Here is a 17,453-nt window from a genome sequence, read left to right on the forward strand (position 1 = left end):
GATGAGCGCACTCACCAAGGAACAGCAGACGGAACTCGAAGCCGCCGCCTTCCGCCACCTCGTGGCGCACTTGCGCGAACGCAGCGACGTTCAGAATATCGACCTGATGAACCTCGCCGGCTTCTGCCGCAATTGCCTCTCCAACTGGTACCGCGAAGCGGCCGAGGAAGCGGGCCTTCCCGTCAGTAAGGACGAGTCGCGCGAGATGGTCTACGGCATGCCTTATGAGGACTGGAAAAAGCTGCATCAAAACGAAGCCTCGGCTGTGCAAAAATCAGCTTTTGAGCAGAACAAGCCGAAAGAATAACACCGCTTTGGCCAAGACGGCTTGACCTTCAGCTCCATTCGCGGCAGTTCAACTGCCCTATCGAATTCGAAATCCCGCGCAAGCCCTGAAGCGAAGTGCCCTATCGGTGACCTACCGATCCCATTCGCGACCGGCTTCGAGCGACCCTTTAGGACCCTTTAGGAGAAGTGCATGGAAGAGAACAACGTCGAGAACGTGGCCGCGGCGGAACTGCGTCAATTCATCGAACGGATCGAACGCCTGGAAGAAGAAAAGGCCGCGATCGGCTCGGACATCAAGGATGTGATGGGCGAAGCCAAGGGACGCGGCTACGACACCAAGGCGATCCGCACCATCATCCGCCTTCGCAAGAAGGACGCGAACGAGCGGCTGGAGGAAGAATCGATCCTGCAGACCTACATGGCCGCACTCGGCATGGAATGATCAGGGCTGGTTTCAGCCTGGTGATATGATTTTGGAGCCGGCTTGCCGGCTCCAATGCTTTTTAGGCACACGGATCGCGAAATGCAGCGGCTCTATTGCGTAAAAAGACGGTCGATCAGCGCGGCAGTGCTTCCCTGCCAAAGATCGCCCTTGCCGGTTCCGGCCCAGAGGGACAGGAAGTCGGCCGATCCTTTCGCCGTCGATGCGCCCCGAATATCCCGCGTGAACTTGTTCTGCGCCGGAAAGGGGAGAATGGCTGCGCCCTTCGTCTCCATTTCATTCATGAAGCGATTTTCGAGGCCGCGGGCAAAACGACCGGAAAAGGCGCGTGTCGTCCGCGTCCTGCGCTCCGATGTTTCCAGAAGTCTGGCGCGATAGGGCGCCGATGTTCCGGCTTCCGTGCAGGTAAGGAAGGCAGTGCCCATCTGCACCGCTTGCGCCCCCGCCTGCAGGGCCACGCGGATATCGCCCGCCGTCATGATGCCGCCGGCTGCGATCAGCGGCACGCGGATCTTTCCGACGCTTTGTGCCAGAAGGTCGCGAAGCCCGATTTCTGGGTCCGGGGCATGGGCATCGAATATGCCCCGATGTCCACCGGCCTCGAAGCCCTGCAGCGTGATCGCGTCGACGCCGCTGTCTTCGAGCGCCCTCGCCTCCGCGAGCGTCGTCGCAGTGCCAATCAGCGGAATCCCGGCCTTCCTTGCCTCCCGGACATGATCGGCAGATAGCAATCCGAAGACGAAGCTGAAACATGCAGGCTTTACCCGCAGCACGGCTTCGAACTGCGCGTCGAAATCCTCTTCGTAAGGGGCGCTAAGCTGCGGCGCAGGCAGCTCCAGCTCCGCGCGATAGTGCGCCGTCGCAGCTGCCGCTCGCTCGACCTGATCCGCGCCGACTTCGGGTATTGAATGAGGAATGAACAGGTTGATGGCGAACGGCTTGTCGGTTTGCTGGCGCACCTGGGCGGCAAATGCCTCGATGGCTGCCGCGTTGTAATAAGCGCCTCCCATGGCCCCAAGCGCGCCCGCAGCGGAAGCGGCCGCGACGAGTTCCGGCGACGAAGGACCGCCCGCCATCGGCGCGACGATCAGCGGATGCTTCAATCCGAGTTTGTGAAAAAGATTGCTGTCCATAGGGGCAGACATGTCCATCTTCCTTTCAGCTATGCCCGTTTGAGTCTCAATCCAACATAGGCATCGCGCGGCGGTTTGTTAGGAGTGGCCAAGCGCCACGATGCGGGCCTCGAGCACGGACATCATATCAAGCCGGCCGTTTGCCGAGCTCGACACTTGCCACCACAGCCGCGCCTGCTGCCCGCAGCGGATCGGCCGCCGCCGGCGAGCGGTTCCACACGGCGAGCCTCGTCCCGGCCCCTGCAAGATTGAGTGCCATCGGCTGGCCCATGACGCCGAGACCGACAAAGCCGCTCCCCTCGCCTCGCTCGGCGCCGGGATGTTCGCTTTTCGTTGGTCACCGTAGCGACTCCGATGTTTCGGGTGACTATGCGGTCTCACATGTCAGGGCTCGGCGGAATTCCTTCTTCCGCCGAGTATCGATCCAGGGCCTGCTCAGAGCTCGGCACGGATCATGCGGTTACTCCGGCTCAGAACAGCCGGTCCAACCACTCATGCTTGTCCGGCGCCCGACCGAACTGGATGTCCGTCAGTGCCGCCTTCAGGCGCAGCGTTACAGGGCCGGCATTGCCGTCGCCGATGGTGAAGCCGTGACTGCGGCCCTTCAGCTTGCCGATCGGCGTCACCACCGCTGCCGTACCGCAGGCAAAGGCTTCGCGCAGACGCCCGCTCTCGGCATCGGCCTGCCATTGATCGATGGCATAAGGCTCCTCGCGAACGGTCAGGCCCATGTCGCGACCGAGCTTGATCAGCGAGTCGCGCGTGATGCCCGGCAGGATCGTGCCGGTCAGCGGCGGCGTCTGCAGCGAACCATCGTCGAAGACGAAGAAGATGTTCATGCCGCCGAGCTCTTCGATCCAGCGCTTTTCGACAGCATCGAGGAAGACGACCTGCTCGCACCCTTCACGCTGGCCTTCGGCGAGCGCGGAAAGGCTTGCGGCGTAGTTGCCGCCGCACTTGGCAGCACCGGTGCCGCCAGGGGCCGCACGGGTGAAATTCTCGGAAAGCCAAAGCGTGACAGCCGACGCGCCGCCCTTGAAATAGGAGGCGACCGGGGAGGCAATGACGCAATAGAGATAGTCGGTCGCGGGCCTTGTGCCGAGCGCGGCCTCCGAGCCGATCATGAATGGCCGGAGATAGAGCGACGCGCCCTCGGCGGTCGGGATCCAGTCACGATCGATCTTGACCAGCTCACGCACGGATTCGACGAACAGATCCTCGGGCAAGGTCGGCATGGCCAGCCGCTCGGCCGAATTGTGGAAACGTCGCGCGTTGGCGCTGGGGCGGAAAAGTGCCGCTCCGCCATCGGGCAGATGGTAGGCCTTCATGCCTTCGAAGATTTCCTGCGCATAGTGAAGCACCACGGTCGCGGGATCGAGAGCCAGCGCCTTGCGCGGCTCGATCTTGGCGCTGTGCCAACCGCGATCCTGCGAATAGCGGATCGTCGCCATGTGATCGGTGAATATGCGTCCAAAGCCCGGATTCTGCAGCAGGGTCTCCCGCTCGCTAGCCGTTGCTGGGCTTGGATTTTTCTGAATGTCGAACGTTAATGCGTCGCCGTTACTCATGGCTCCTCCAATGCTTCATTTGTCGCGACTTTCGCCGCCCATCTCCCGAGAGAAAACCTAAACCAAATCGGGTGGTATTTGATTGCGTTTACGCCTGTTGCCGCGCAAGTTTAAGAGCGCTTCGCATAAATTTGCGAGACGAATCGTTATTTTTCGCTCCGAAGCACCTTACCCCTTCTATCAAGCGGGGATCACAATGCTTTCGCGACCGCTTCGGCCGCGACAACTCCACTTTCATAGGCGCCGTGCGCGGTCGAATATCGCGTCCGCGAGCAGGCCTCCCCGGCAAAGAACAGACGATCGTTGCAGGGCGCGGCCAGAACGCCGCGCAGATCCGAAGCACCGGGTGTCGCATAGGAATAGGAACCGCCGACAAAGGGTTCGCTCGCCCAGGCTGACATGACGAGAGGCGATAGTTTGGCACCGACATCCGCGCCGAAAACGCGCTTCAACTGCTCCACCGAGAAGGCGAAGGCGGCTTCCATGCCCTCTCGTTCGAGATCAAGCGCGAGATCGGCGGCAAAATAGGCTTCGATGACAGGCGCGCCGAACGGCCTCAACTGATAAGCACCCGTGCGCCGGCTCTCCCGCGACCCCATGACATGCGTATCCTCCGGAAACATGCCAGGTTCGGACACATGGATGAAAAGCTTGTCCGCCAATCCGAGAGGCAGGCGCGAGGCCGCTTCGATCCTCTCGGGAAGCGGCGGCCAGAAATCGATCCGCTCGGCGGCCAGGACATTGGTGGAGACAGCCACGATAGCAGCCCTCGCCTTCAGCTCGCCCTTGCCCGTCGAAAGCACGACATGGCCAGCGCTGCTGTGGTCGATACGGCTGACTTCTACGCCGAGAATGGTCGGCACTGGTAGGCCATAGGTGGCCACAAGCGTGCCGTAGCCCTGCCGCACGCGCCAGTCGGGGCCGGGACCGGGATCGTAGCGTCCGAGATCGATCACCGAAGACTTGGGCAGTTCCGCCCCGGTCATAAACGCGCCGACCGCATAAAGCCGCTCGATCCACGGATCATCAGGCGCGAGCATGGTCGAGAGATCCGCGTCGGCAACGCCTTCATAGGCGTCGACGCGTTCGAAGAATTCGGCAACGGCCTCTGCCGCTGCCTTCACCCCTGGCTCCTTGCCTTCCAGCTGCCGGCTACCGTCGCTCCAGGGTGCCGGCGTGCGATCGACCGTCAGGCCGATCTCCTCGGTAATCTTTGTCCAGGGATTGGTGCGCGCGCCATGCAGCCAGCCGCAGCCGAGATCGAGCCCTGCTCCATCAGCGCCGAAGGGATGGATCGTTCGCGCGCGACCGCCGACACGATCGGAGGCTTCGAGCAGCAGGACCGAAAGGTCGGGACGAAGCGATTGCAGCCGCCGGGCAGCTCCCACGCCGGCGGCGCCGGCGCCGATAATGGCAACGTCGACATCGCCACCCCGCCAGGATTCGATGGGCATTCCATTTCCTTTTCGCACAACCACCAGAAGGCGAACCGGCTGCAGGACGATGCACGACGCAGAGCCCCGCCCGTTAGTCGGCTCAGACTTTCCAACCAATCTGTAGCTGACCTTCGCGCGGCATGTAAACGGGCACTGCAGCAGCCATACCAAATTGCCGCATTGAGCTGCGGCGGCGAATGTCGTAGGTGCTTTGGAAAATGATGGGGAGAACCGTGCGGAAGCGAAGCTTTGGGACAACGCAATGGCTGGTGCGCATTCTTTGCGCCGTCGCATTGCTGTCCGTCGGCTTCGCCCATCGTCCGGCTGCTTCCAGCACCGCGGAACCGAGCCCCGTCGAGCTTGCCCAATACCGCCTGCCTGATGGTACCCTGCCCGTCCTCTGCGTTACCGAAAAGACGCCTGACGGCAAGGAGCATAGCAAGGCCTATATGCCGGGATGCGAGGCATGCCGCATTTCCGCCGCCGCCCTGCTTCCCGCGCCGCCGATCGATATCTGCGAACATCTCGCTTTTGTCGGAGGGGATGTCATCGTCGCGAAAGACGAGGTGTTCCGCCGGCAACTCTATCCGCCGAATAACGGCCCACGCGCTCCCCCTGTTCTTCGAAGCCTTGTCTGAACCTGCGTCTCGGCCAAAGCCATGACGCTTGTCGTCAACGGCGGCCGAACCATGCACGAGAGTTGATCGTGCCGGCTGCGGGTGAGATGGCTCCTTGCCGATGTCCCGATATACGACGGATTTCCCGATTGTCCGCTTCGCAGGCAACATGGGCACAAGCCGCGACCGGATAGGTCGCCACTCCCGCAGACAGGCATATCTCTCGAAACGGATCATTCCGCGCCACCGGATCTTCGGAGAGTTCCTCATGTCTGCCTTCACCGCGGCCGAGCCCGCCGCAACCACATCGGACCATATCTCGCTCTATCGAGCGATCTGGCGCTGGCATTTCTTCGCCGGTCTGCTCGTCATTCCCTTCCTGCTCAACCTGGCGATCACCGGGTCCATCTATCTCTTCAAGGATCAGATCGCAGACACCTTCTATGCCCATCGCAACATCGTTGCCGATACAGGCCCGATGCTGCCGCCGCAAAAGATCGTCGATGCGGCGCTGGCCGCAATGCCGGACGCCACGGCGACATCCTATCGCGAAGCTGCGGCGGGAGATCGATCCGCCGTGGTGACCGTATTGAAAGGCGGCCAATCGACGCTCGTCTACGTCAATCCGCACAATGGCGACGTGCTCGGCTCGGTCGGCTCGAAAGAGGAATTCAGCTGGGTTGTCAAACGCATCCATAGCCTCGAATATTTCGGGACATGGACCAACCGCATCATCGAAATCGTCGGTGGCTTCGCGCTGATCCTCGTCGTGACGGGCATCTATCTCTGGTGGCCGCGTCGCCAGACAGGCGGCGTCCTCACGGTTCGCGGCACGCCGTCCCGCCGCGTCTTCTGGCGCGATCTCCATGCCGTGACCGGCGCGGTCGCTGGCATCGTCATCTTCTTCCTCGCCCTCAGCGGCATGCCCTGGTCGGGCTACTGGGGTGCCAATGTCAATGCGTGGCTGACGTCCAACGATCTCGGCTATCCCGCGTCCCTCTGGGACGACGTGCCAAAATCGACGAAGGTTACGCAGGATGTGGTCAACCGCCCCGGCTGGATTGTCGAGAATGCCCCCGTGCCGCTCTCCGGCGTGGCAGCGGCGTCAAAGTCCATCGGGCTGGACAAGGCTGTGGAGATCGCCCGGGGACTGGGCATAGCCGCCGGCTTCAGCATGGCCTTGCCCTCCGACGAAACGGGCGTCTTCACCGCCTCGATCTTCCCCAAAGATCTTTCGAAGGAACGTACCGTTCATATCGACCAATATTCCGGCAGGCCGCTGGTCGATCTTTCCTTCGATCAATATCCGGCGTTCGGCAAGGCAATCGAATGGGGCATCAACGTCCATCAGGGACAGGAATGGGGCCTCTTCAACCAGCTGCTCATGCTGGCGACCTGCATTGCCATTGTTCTCAGCTGTGTGACCGCAGTCGTGATGTGGTGGAAACGCCGGCCCGCCGGTCGTCTCGGCGTACCGCCCATGCCGCCCCAGAGGTCCGTCTACATCGGACTGTGGCTGATCGCGATCGCCTTCGGCGCCGCCTTTCCGCTGACGGGTCTCGCCGTCGTCGCCATGCTGCTGGCCGATCAGAGCGTCATCCGCTTTGTGCCGCCGCTGAAACGCTTTTTCTCATGAAAGGCTGCACGGCAGGGCCTGCCGCGTGACAGCATTCAAATCCCAGGAGGAAACCGATCATGACTCGATTTACCAGCCATTTCGTCGCCGCCAGCCTCTGCCTTGCCGCTCCCGGATTGGCTTTCGCCTCGGAGGTAACGCTTGGAAATCTCAAGATCGCCGCTGCCTATGTGCGAGCCATGGTGCCGGGCGCCGAGGTCGGCGGCGGCTACGTGAGCATCACCAATTCCGGCAGAACCGACGACCGGCTGATCGCAGCCAGCTCGTCGAGAGCTGTCAAAGTCGAGGTCCATGAGATGAAGATGGACAAAGACGTCATGGTCATGCGCCAGCTTGCCGGCGGTCTGCCGCTGCCCGCCGGCAAGACCGTCGACCTGAAGCCCGGCAGCTATCACCTCATGTTCATGGATGTCATCGATCCGTTCAAACAGGGCGAGACGATCAGAGCGAGATTGACCTTCGAAAAAGCCGGCTCCATCGATGTCGATTTCCCTGTGGGTTCGGCGGTCGCCAGCAAGGCGGACAACGGAGGCGAGCATGCCAACGCAGCTGAATGAACGGCGTGGCGGCAGCCGCGCCTCTCTTCGCGCCAAAGAGGAAAAGGCGATGTTCACGAAGGAATGGTCGGTCCCCGCGATCCTGACGGTCTTCCTGCTGAGCGTCTGCGGCTTGATCGCCTACTTCACGTGGAGCCTGATGCCACCGACGAAGGCGGCTGAGGACCATATCGGCGGCGCCTTCAACCTCATCGACGACCGGGGCCAGCCCGTTACCGCACAGGCGCTCAAGGGCCATCCATCGCTCATCTACTTCGGCTACACCCATTGCCCGGACGTCTGCCCGACCACGCTGTTCGAGATGGCCGGCTGGCTGAAGACGCTCGGCCCGGAAGCCGACAAGCTGAAAGCCTATTTCTTCTCCGTGGATCCTCAGCGCGACACGCCGGAGGTCATGCACAAATACACCGGCAATTTCACCGATCGCATCATCGGCGTCACCGGCGACCCGACGGAAATGCAGAAAGCCATCAAGGACTGGCGCATCTATGCCAAAAAGGTGCCTTCGCCCGATGGCGACTACACGATGGATCACACCGCCTCGGTCCTCCTCGTCGATGCCGACGGCAGTCTGCGCGGCCTGATCGCCTACGGAGAGGACAAGGACGTCGCTCTGCAGAAAATCCGCAACCTTCTGAAATGAGCGGCCGCAAGCCGCTCCGCACATTCCCCTAGGCAGCAATCCGAACGGGATATTCCAGGCGACATCAGCCGCCGCCAGAACCTGCCGCGGCCCCTCTGCGGCGCCTCAATGCAAAAGGAAGACCGACATGCACCGGATGAAGAAGCTTCTCCTCATTGCGGCCACGGCCAGCATCGCTCTCGCAGGCCACGCTTTCGCGCACGCCCATCTCAAGTCCTCCGTTCCCGCCGCTGACAGCACCGTCAAGCAGGCACCTTCGGAACTCGACCTCACCTTCAGCGAAGGCTTGAACCTGAAGTTCAGCGGCGTGACCGTGACCGGCCCGGACAAGACGGTCGTCAAGACCGGCGCTGCCACGCTGATGGATGGCGACGCGACGCTGATGGTGCCGGTGAGCGACAAGCTTTCCTCCGGCAAATACACCGTGCAATGGCACGCGCTGTCGACGGATGGTCACAAGACCAACGGCAGCTACAGCTTCACCATAACGCCGTGATCCATTATCCCCGGAGCGATTTGACAGCCCGCTCCGGGGACGAAAGCCAGACACGGCAAATGGACATGATAGACGTTGCCAACTATCCGAACACGCATTTCCTGACGAAATGCAGCCAGCTGTCGTTGCGCCGAACGGTCACCCGCGGCAGGCCGAACGGATCGTCGCTCGGACGCGCCCTGCCTCGCCGCGTCGTGGTCGCCGCATTATAGCCCGCCTCATAGGTCAGCACCCGATCAAGCGGCGTCTCGTCGCCATAGGGAAAGCAGAAGGACGAGACGCCCTCGTCAAGCAGATCCTCAAGCAAACCGCGCGAATGCGAAATCTGGCGACGCGCCTCCTCCATCGGCAATTGCGGAAGATGGACGTGGTCAAGCGTGTGCGAGCCTACTTCGTGCCCGAGACTGCTCCACCGGCGCAGTTGCTCAATCGACATGCAAGGGGCAGGCGCCACGCCAAGCGGCGCGTCCCAGGTATTGCCGCCGCCGATCTGGTTCACGACCACGAAATTCGTGGCAGTGAAGCCGAACTCCTGCAGCACCGGCAGGGCATTCTCATAGACGTTCAGGTAGCTGTCATCGAAGGTGATTGCGGCAACCTTGCCGGCCTTCGCTCCCGTAATGTAAGGCAGCGCCTCACGCAGCGATAATCCCTGAATTCCAAGCCTTTTCAGCCATTCCATCTGGCGATGGAAAGCTTCCGGATGGACGACCATGCTTCTGAACGGCGCCTTGCGCGAAGGCGGCACCGCAATCTGATGATAAGCGAGGATTGGAACGGCCAAGTTTGATCTTCTCAGATGGAGCGGCGCGAACGCAGCGCAATTCTTGCACGATATAGCGGCCGCAGCACCTCCCTGGAAAGCCTCTCCATCAACGTCTTGCGGCTCTTGATGGTGCTTCCGCCAAGCTGCGAGGATATCTCATGCACACCACCAGGCAAAACCGCAAGTGGCGATATCTGCGTGAACCAGCTCATCTGCACGGTCGTATCAACCGGCCGGTCGAAATGGGTGGTAGCGCTAAGCAGACGAATAGCCGCATCACGGCTCACAAGCTGCGCCACCATGCCCAGACCGATACGATCGGGCTGGATGACGCTGGTCTGGCCCTGGCTCAGAATGCACTTGCCATGTTCCTTGCCCATCCGGAAAGGGAAGCGGACGAACGCACGCGGCTTGAGACAGGCCTTGGCGGCTGCAAAGGCGGCATGAAAGGAGTCATCGATGTCCACATCGTCTTCGAAGATCAGGCCGGCATCGATGCCCTGCTCGACAATGGCAGTCCATGCCTTCCGATGCGACAGGAAGCATGCGATCTCGCCGATGCTCAGGGCAAAGGGATAATACGGCTTGTGCAGTCGCCGACGATATACCCGCTCTATCTCGGCGTCGGTCAAGGCGCTACCGTCGACCGCCTCTATGATTTCGCTCGGAACCGGAAGCTTCGCCGCGAGGCTTTCGACCTGTGGCATGCGGTCGCGAGCGCGATCAAGATGGATGATGAAGCCGCGGATGACCGGTTGGTTCGGCTCATCCAGGATGGCGCCAACCGGATTGGGAACGTGATCGAAGTCGAATCCCGCATGAGATCTTTCGAGCGGCATCGCCGAAGACGGGCTGAATTCGTGAGTTTGCATAAGAGATACCTCGGTGTCGTCTGTCACGAGGCTGTAGCAATCGTGAATGAGCGCGGGCTTAGGCAAACCTGAGGCCAAACTGAAAACTATTATTTTCAATCATTTGCATGGTGAAGGCGGCGCTAGACGAGCACGCTCACGCGACCGCTTGCGATCCTGTCTTCGACCCAGCTGCGTTCGTTGAGCCAAGCATGGCGTTTCCATCCCTCCCAGCTGAATCCGCACAGTTTCACGTCCCATTCGCGGGCGGGCAACAGCGAAAGAACATATCGGATGCCAAAGAAGCCGGTGCTGGGGAAAACCTCGCACATCCTGCGTTCCGGCACGCCGAGCTCCGAGCAGCCGTCGATGTAGAACTGGGGTGGCATTACCCGAATCTCCTTGCCGGCGGCGCCGACCAATTCGATCGTTCGCATCGTCCAGTCGCTGCGCCTGCCCTTCAGGCGCGAGAGGAAATTAGGCTTTGGGTGATATTTGCGGATGATCTCGGGATGATAGGCAAGCACGACCTCTTTCGCGGCCTTGAATGTGGCGCTTGCCAGAAAATTCGGATCGGTCAGTCGACGCTGCATCGGCTTGCTCGAGGCCGCGAGCATGAGAATATCCGTGCGCGAGCCGCTCATGCCGATAGACGCCTTGGGCTCGTTGAAGCGCATTGCAAATTGCGCACTGTCCACAATCTCAGACAGGTCGCGAGTAAGCTCGCCATTGCCGACGATGATTGCCGTCTTTCGGTTCAATTGTGAATATCCAGCCCTTTTCAGCCTGTCGGCCTAACCTCGCCGAATGACGCGAAACTGAGCAGTGGATGACGCGGGAATGAATAATCTCTGACACGAACCTGAAAGTCGACGTACTGTCACCCGCGGGCAACAGCGGCGTTGACTGCAGCTATCTCATCGATACGTCGGTGCGGGATTGCCCAGCCGATGCCTTGCGGATCGACGGCCCTCGATCTGATGTCATGCTTGAGATTGAATGGAAGCCGAACAGGCTTCCAAGATCGCTGAGCGGAGAGACCTCCGCCTACTCGACCGAGTTGAACTTCTTCACCTGAAGGAAGTTCACAGCCGAACCGCTGAAGCGTTCCGGATCGATGGAAGCCGTCTGCACCTTGAAGCCATCGGTATAGACAGCCGTCGGCTGGGCGCGAAGGGTCGGGCTCACGAAACGCGGCGCCTTGACCGGGCGGTTAATGATTTCGACGCGGGCCTTGGCAATCGCCCACTGGGAAATCATCTTCTCGGTCAGCTTCGGTTCAGTCGTCACCGTGGCCCGGCCGGCATCAGCTTGGGCTGCGTCCTGCTTGTTCGGACGGCCTCCCTTGGCCGCGATACCGACGGCAATCGCGCGCTCCTGCGGCACCGGTTCGAAGCTGTCATTGAAGCGACGGCTGCTGGCCTTGACCTCATTCTGGATCGGCGCCAGCGCGGCCACCTGCATCGGCATGCGTTGCGCCGGCCGCTGCTGCGGCAGAACCGCCGCGATCGCCTGCATGGCATCATTGCCGGCAGCCACACCATTCGCAGGGGCAACCTGATCCTTGGATGCAACATTGTTAAGCGGCGCACTCACCGGGACCGCAGCACTCGGATCCGGCCGATCGGGGCGGCTCTGCTCAAGAGCTGCGATGACGGACGGAGAGAGCGTACCCGCATCTGCCTGATCGTCGATCGCTTCCTGATCGGCATCCGCAGAGGCCAACAGGCTTTCGGCAACTTCGGGGCGCTCTGCCGGGACAGGGACGGCGGCGACCTGGCCGCTCATACCGGCGTCGACGGAGGCCGCCTCGGCATCGCCAGGGACGCGGCGGTCAAGCAAGGACGGCACGGGCACGCGATAGGAACGAAGATCGGCATATTGCTGCGACTGATCGTCCGCAGTCGGCATGGCCGCCGCAAGCGCATCCTGAGCGGCGTTATGCGACGACGACGATACGAGAGCGGAAGCAACGTCGCTGCCAGCAGGCTGATTGCCGAAGGCCGGGCGAACCTGCGGAACCGGAGCGTTTATGCTGGCAACCTGAACCTGGGCGGGCGCAGGGGCCGCGCTATCGTCACCCTCGTCGGCCGCGGACGGAGCCGGCTGGCTCTTTCCAGAAACCGAAGCAACAGCCACCGGCGCCGCGCCCTCATCTGCATTGTCCTCCGCCTCATCCGCACCGCCACCGCCAAAGAGACGGGCGAAGAAACCACGGCGAGACGACGAGGAGCTGGCGATCTGGATATCGGACGACATGCGGCGCTTATAATCGGCAACGGCCTCCTGATAGCCCGGCAACGGTCGACCATCAGCAGGGATATGCATGGTCTTGCCATCCGGGAACAGGCGAACGAGATCCTGGCGATCCATGCGCGGCCATGCGCGCACGCCGCCAACGTCCATGTGCACGAAGGGCGAACCCGAGGTCGGATAGTAGCCGACGCCGCCCTCCTGGAGCTTCATGCCGAGCTCGCGCAGCTTGGTGAGCTTGACGTCCGGAATATAGAAATCCATCGCGTTGCCGAGCATATGCTGGCTCTTCTTGGCAACGCCCGTATGGGCCGATCGGGTGCGCAGCATCTCGTTGGTGCCCGGCGAACGGAATCCGCAGACGACGTAGATGAATTCGTGCGAACCGCTTTCACGGTAGACTTCCCAGATCAGGTCGAACAGGCGCGGATTCATCTTGGTTGGCTGGTTCTTACGCCAGTCGCGCAGGATACGGTTCAGCTTTTCCAGACCGTCCGGATCGAACTTGCCGTTGCGCTTGTAGGTGATGACGGCCTTTTCGCCGGTATGGACGTAATAGATCTTCAGGCTGCGGGTTTCGCCCCCTGCCTGGGAAGGAGTGCCGACGAAAACAGGCGTGGAAACAGCCAAAGCAAGGAGGCCAACGGCTACTACCTTGGCCACCTTGCTAAATAGATCAGAGCACGCAGAATGCCAGCTCAAGCTATTGCGCTTGGTATTTCCACTCAGATTCGGCAATTCGATCCCCGTCCGACAGACAATGTCGCATCGTGTTCCAAATGGCTGTCAATTGCGGTGACACGATGGCAAAAATGCCACACATGGTCGCCCTCTTCATACATGGTGAACGATGCACTAACAAGTGCTTTACGACGGGTAACAAAATATGCTTGCCTAAATGTTAAGTCAGTGCTCATGCAGCGTTTTTTTGCGGATCATCCGGATCTATCCCGTAATCCTTCAACTTCCGGTAGAGAGTTGAGCGCCCGATTCCGAGTTTTCTTGCTACCTGACTCATCTGGCCCCGATAGAATTTGAGGGCAAATCGGATCAGCTCCTCTTCGACATCCGCCAGTTTTCTGACGTCTCCGGATATGTTGGTACTGACGATGACGTTGTCTGAAGCAGTGGCGGACTCATCGACCGCAGGAAGCGGTAAGGTTGCAGTTGTAGCCGGTGAAAAGGCGCGCACGCCGCGCTCGCCTCTCTCGCCAACGGCCTCCATCTGCGAATTATCCACAACTAAGGTTGGATGCTCGGCGGCAAAATAACCGGGCAGTTGAGCGGCGATCTGCGGGAAGTCCGTGTCCTGCAGCTCCGATCCTTCGGCCAGGACGACGGCGCGGAAGACGGCGTTTTCGAGCTGGCGGATGTTGCCCGGCCAGTCATAGGCCGTCAGCAGAGCGAGCGCGCTGTTGCTGATCGAAAGCGGATAGTCGAGCTTCTGTTCGAGCGCAAAGCGATCGGCGAATGCGCGCGCGAGATGCGGAATATCCTCCTTGCGACGACGCAGGGCCGGCATGGTGATCGGGAAGACGTTGAGGCGATAATAGAGATCCTCGCGGAAGCGCCCGGCCTTGACCTCTTCGATCAGGTCCTTGTTGGTAGCGGAGATCAACCGGACATTCACCTTCTGCGCGACGCGCGCGCCGACCGTCTCGATTTCCCCCTGCTGCACGGCGCGCAGCAGCTTGACCTGGACTTCCAGCGGCAGGTCGCCGATCTCGTCGAGGAACAGCGTGCCGCCGTCCGCTTCCATGAACTTGCCGACATGGCGCTCGGCCGCGCCCGTGAACGCGCCCTTTTCATGCCCGAAAAGGATGCTCTCGACCAGATTGTGCGGGATGGCACCGCAATTGACCGTTATGAACGGCTTGCCGGCACGATCGCTGGCGGCCTGGATGGCACGCGCCACGAGCTCCTTGCCAACCCCGGACTCGCCTTCCAGCACGACTGGAATGTTCGATTGCGATGCACGATGCGCAAGATCGATCACCCGCATCATCGCAGGACTTGCCGAGACGATGTCGTCGAACGTGATCGCGCTCGAGCGGGACCTGCGCCCGGCGCGGGCCTTCGCCTCGCGCTGATCGAGCTTCAGTGCATTGACGATCGAAGCCGAGATGCGCTCGGGAGACACGGGCTTTACGACGAAATCGAAAGCGCCGGCCCGCATGGCCTGCACCACGGTGTCGATACCGCCCTGTCCCGTCTGCACGATGACGGGCAGGTCGATACCCATGTCGTTCAGCGCGCCCAGAAACTCGATGCCGTTCATTTCGGGCATCATGAGATCGAGCACGATCACATTGATCTGATCGCTATTGCGCTTCAGAACCTCGAGGCCAAGGCGGCCATTCTCAGCCAGATGAGCAACGTGTCCGTGTCGCTCGATGGCATTCTTCAGCAGACGACGTTGAATCGGATCATCCTCAACAACGAGAACCTGCGCGCCCCCCTTGGCGCTATTATAAACGGTCATTGGTGCCTCACTTCATGCGAAACCTGACGCGAACATTCGCAGAAAGGCTTGAACATGAAGTTTTGCCAAACCATCGCATTTTAATCATTATGACGAATGTACTATCGCCTATGGTTCAACCGTCCGTGCGGGGAAATCAGGCTTGCAGCGTGCTTTCCAGCTGAATAGACACGGACGAACCGGATGTTCCGCAATAAAATGCAGAGGAAATATCGCCCATGAGCCCGACCGCGCTCCATCAATCCCTTAATTTTTCGGCGAGCCAGGCCGCCGCCGGCAGCGCGCTCGGTGACCTGCCCGCCTGGAAGCTCAGCGATCTCTACCCTTCCGCCACGTCGACCGCCTTCACCGGCGACATGGAAAAAGCCGGCAAGATGGCGGTCGCCTTCGAAGAGAAATGGAAGGGCAAGCTTACGGATGCCGCCAGCAAGACCGGCGATGCCGGCATCGGAGCTGCTCTGAAGGAGTATGAGGCGCTTGATGATATCATGGGCCGGCTCGGCTCATTTGCCGGCCTTACCTATTTCTCCAACACCAGCGATCCCGCCAACGGCAAGCTCTATGGCGATGTGCAGACGCGGCTGACGGACTACGCCGCCCATCTCCTGTTCTTCCCGCTGGAACTGAACCGCATCGATGATGCCGCGATGGACGCCTGCATGGCGAACGACCCAGCCGCCGGCCACTATCGCCCCTGGATCGTCGACCTGCGCAAGGACAAGCCTCATCAGCTCGAAGACAGGCTGGAGCAGCTGTTCCTGGAGAAGTCCATGACCAGCGCCGCTGCCTTCAACCGGCTGTTCGACGAGACGATGGCGGAGCTGCGCTTCGAGATCGACGGCGAGAAGCAACCGCTCGAAGTCGCGCTGAACATGCTGCAGGAGCAGGATCCGGAAGCGCGCCGCAAGGCGGCCATGGCGCTTGCCGAGACCTTCAAGGCCAACCTGCGCACCTTCACGCTGATCACCAACACGCTCGCCAAGGACAAGGAAATTTCCGACCGCTGGCGGGGCTTCGAGGATATCGCCGACAGCAGGCATCTGGCCAACCGCGTCGAACGCGAAGTGGTGGATGCGCTGGCGGCGGCCGTGCACGAGGCCTATCCACGCCTTTCGCATCGCTATTACAAGATGAAAGCCAAATGGCTCGGCATGGAGCAGATGAACTTCTGGGACCGCAACGCGCCGCTGCCGGAAACGCCCAACGCCCTGATCCCCTGGAGCGAGGCGAAGGAGACCGTTCTTTCCGCCTACGGCAAATTCGCCCCCGAAATGGCTGCCATCGCCAAGCGCTTCTTCGATGAGGAATGGATCGACGCGCCGGTACGCCCAGGCAAGGCGCCCGGCGCCTTCGCCCATCCGACCGTGCCATCGGCGCACCCCTACGTGCTCGTCAACTATATGGGCAAGCCGCGCGATGTCATGACGCTGGCGCATGAGCTCGGCCACGGCGTGCATCAGGTGCTGGCGGGCGGCCAGGGCGCATTGATGTGCCAGACGCCGCTGACGCTGGCGGAAACCGCCTCTGTCTTCGGCGAGATGCTCACCTTCCGCGCCCTTCTCGACAAGACGACCGATAAGCGCGAACGGAAGGCGATGCTCGCCCAGAAGGTCGAGGACATGATCAACACGGTCGTGCGCCAGATCGCCTTCTACGAATTCGAGCGCAAGGTGCATACCGCCCGCAAGAATGGCGAGCTGACCGCCGAGGACATCGGCGAGCTGTGGCTCTCCATCCAGTCGGAAAGCTTAGGGCCGGCGATCAGGATATCCGAGGGCTACGAGACTTACTGGGCCTATATCCCTCACTTCATTCATTCGCCCTTCTATGTCTATGCCTATGCCTTCGGCGATTGCCTGGTGAATTCGCTCTATGCCGTCTATAGCAATGCCGAAAAGGGCTTCCAGGAGAAGTATTTCGAGCTGCTGAAGGCCGGCGGCACCAAGCATCATTCCGAACTCTTGAAGCCTTTCGGCCTCGACGCCACCGATCCGTCGTTCTGGAGCAAGGGACTGTCGATGATCGAAGGGCTGATCGACGAGCTGGAAGCGCTAGATAAGAACTGAAACTCCGCCTGCTCGCAGGAGCAGCAGGCCAGGCAGGTCTGCCATCGCCGTATCCTCGCGCATGGCCCCTCACCCCGACCCTCTCCCCGCTGATGTGGGGAGAGGGAGCTGCGGCAGCAGCCTTCGCATCATTTGGGCACGAATGGTGCGGCAAATGCCGGATCGGTTCCCTCTCCCCGCTTGCGGGGAGAGGGCTAGGGTGAGGGGCCGGGCGCCTGG

At 61.1% G+C, this 17,453-nt stretch carries 15 protein-coding genes and 3 pseudogenes; 8 read left to right on the top strand and 10 right to left on the bottom strand.

Annotated features, from left to right (window positions below; all coding sequences use genetic code 11):
* Position 1 precedes the first annotated feature (1 nt).
* Positions 2-307: a DUF1244 domain-containing protein gene (locus GA0061101_RS08205; protein ID WP_037196416.1), complete on the top strand. Its 306-nt coding sequence runs from the start codon at positions 2-4 to the stop codon at positions 305-307.
* A 171-nt stretch (positions 308-478) separates the two neighbouring features.
* Positions 479-730, top strand: a complete 252-nt coding sequence (locus GA0061101_RS08210) for a DUF2312 domain-containing protein (RefSeq protein ID WP_092573448.1) — start codon at positions 479-481, stop codon at positions 728-730.
* 92 nt (positions 731-822) lie between these two features.
* Here the strand turns inward: GA0061101_RS08210 and GA0061101_RS08215 are convergent, their stop codons facing one another.
* The 4 genes and pseudogenes from GA0061101_RS08215 to GA0061101_RS08230 form a co-directional block, all read right to left on the bottom strand.
* Entirely contained in the window at positions 823-1,875 is a 1,053-nt protein-coding gene (locus GA0061101_RS08215) for an NAD(P)H-dependent flavin oxidoreductase (protein ID WP_167669536.1), read from the bottom strand.
* A 115-nt stretch (positions 1,876-1,990) separates the two neighbouring features.
* Positions 1,991-2,143 (bottom strand): annotated as a pseudogene (locus GA0061101_RS08220) (NAD(P)-binding domain-containing protein); the annotation flags it as partial.
* Positions 2,144-2,333: 190 nt separating this feature from the next.
* Positions 2,334-3,431: a branched-chain amino acid aminotransferase gene (locus tag GA0061101_RS08225; RefSeq protein WP_092573450.1), complete on the bottom strand. Its 1,098-nt coding sequence runs from the start codon at positions 3,429-3,431 to the stop codon at positions 2,334-2,336.
* Positions 3,432-3,622: 191 nt separating this feature from the next.
* A complete protein-coding gene (locus GA0061101_RS08230) occupies positions 3,623-4,885 on the bottom strand; it encodes a flavin monoamine oxidase family protein (RefSeq protein ID WP_092573451.1) in 1,263 nt (420 codons plus the stop codon).
* Positions 4,886-5,088: 203 nt separating this feature from the next.
* Between GA0061101_RS08230 and GA0061101_RS08235 the strand changes: the two genes are divergently transcribed.
* The 5 genes from GA0061101_RS08235 to copC all read left to right on the top strand — a co-directional run bounded on the left by GA0061101_RS08235 (position 5,089) and on the right by copC (position 8,816).
* Positions 5,089-5,505 carry a hypothetical protein gene (locus GA0061101_RS08235; RefSeq protein WP_092573452.1) on the top strand — a complete coding sequence of 139 codons (417 nt, stop codon included), beginning with the start codon at positions 5,089-5,091 and terminating at the stop codon, positions 5,503-5,505.
* A gap of 247 nt (positions 5,506-5,752) precedes the next feature.
* Positions 5,753-7,120, top strand: a complete 1,368-nt coding sequence (locus tag GA0061101_RS08240; RefSeq protein ID WP_092573546.1) for a PepSY-associated TM helix domain-containing protein — start codon at positions 5,753-5,755, stop codon at positions 7,118-7,120.
* Between the two features lie 59 nt (positions 7,121-7,179).
* Positions 7,180-7,677, top strand: a complete 498-nt coding sequence (locus GA0061101_RS08245; protein WP_051963438.1) for a copper chaperone PCu(A)C — start codon at positions 7,180-7,182, stop codon at positions 7,675-7,677.
* Between the two features lie 49 nt (positions 7,678-7,726).
* A complete protein-coding gene (locus GA0061101_RS08250) occupies positions 7,727-8,320 on the top strand; it encodes an SCO family protein (RefSeq protein ID WP_037196590.1) in 594 nt (197 codons plus the stop codon).
* A gap of 127 nt (positions 8,321-8,447) precedes the next feature.
* Positions 8,448-8,816 (top strand): copper homeostasis periplasmic binding protein CopC, encoded by a 369-nt coding sequence (copC, locus tag GA0061101_RS08255; RefSeq protein ID WP_037196411.1) that lies wholly within the window; start codon positions 8,448-8,450, stop codon positions 8,814-8,816.
* Positions 8,817-8,898: 82 nt separating this feature from the next.
* Here copC and GA0061101_RS08260 read toward each other — a convergent pair whose 3' ends face one another.
* The 6 genes and pseudogenes from GA0061101_RS08260 to GA0061101_RS08280 form a co-directional block, all read right to left on the bottom strand.
* Positions 8,899-9,600, bottom strand: coding sequence for a polysaccharide deacetylase family protein (locus tag GA0061101_RS08260; protein WP_037196410.1), 702 nt, complete (start codon positions 9,598-9,600; stop codon positions 8,899-8,901).
* 11 nt (positions 9,601-9,611) lie between these two features.
* Positions 9,612-10,454, bottom strand: coding sequence for a glycosyltransferase family 25 protein (locus GA0061101_RS08265; RefSeq protein WP_037196409.1), 843 nt, complete (start codon positions 10,452-10,454; stop codon positions 9,612-9,614).
* Between the two features lie 122 nt (positions 10,455-10,576).
* The gene (locus GA0061101_RS08270) at positions 10,577-11,194 is read right to left on the bottom strand and encodes a hypothetical protein (protein WP_052224186.1); all 618 of its coding nucleotides are present in this window, start codon (positions 11,192-11,194) and stop codon (positions 10,577-10,579) included.
* Between the two features lie 286 nt (positions 11,195-11,480).
* Positions 11,481-13,424 carry a peptidoglycan L,D-endopeptidase MepK gene (locus tag GA0061101_RS08275; protein WP_037196406.1) on the bottom strand — a complete coding sequence of 648 codons (1,944 nt, stop codon included), beginning with the start codon at positions 13,422-13,424 and terminating at the stop codon, positions 11,481-11,483.
* Between the two features lie 175 nt (positions 13,425-13,599).
* Positions 13,600-13,812 (bottom strand): annotated as a pseudogene (locus GA0061101_RS41030) (helix-turn-helix domain-containing protein); the annotation flags it as partial.
* 104 nt (positions 13,813-13,916) lie between these two features.
* A pseudogene (locus GA0061101_RS08280) lies at positions 13,917-15,168 on the bottom strand (sigma-54-dependent transcriptional regulator); the annotation flags it as partial.
* Between the two features lie 218 nt (positions 15,169-15,386).
* Between GA0061101_RS08280 and GA0061101_RS08285 the strand changes: the two are divergent.
* The gene (locus GA0061101_RS08285; RefSeq protein ID WP_047555339.1) at positions 15,387-17,234 is read left to right on the top strand and encodes a M3 family oligoendopeptidase; all 1,848 of its coding nucleotides are present in this window, start codon (positions 15,387-15,389) and stop codon (positions 17,232-17,234) included.
* Positions 17,235-17,453: the final 219 nt, after the last annotated feature.

This window comes from Martinezella lusitana (assembly GCF_900094565.1).
Lineage (GTDB): Bacteria > Pseudomonadota > Alphaproteobacteria > Rhizobiales > Rhizobiaceae > Rhizobium > Rhizobium lusitanum.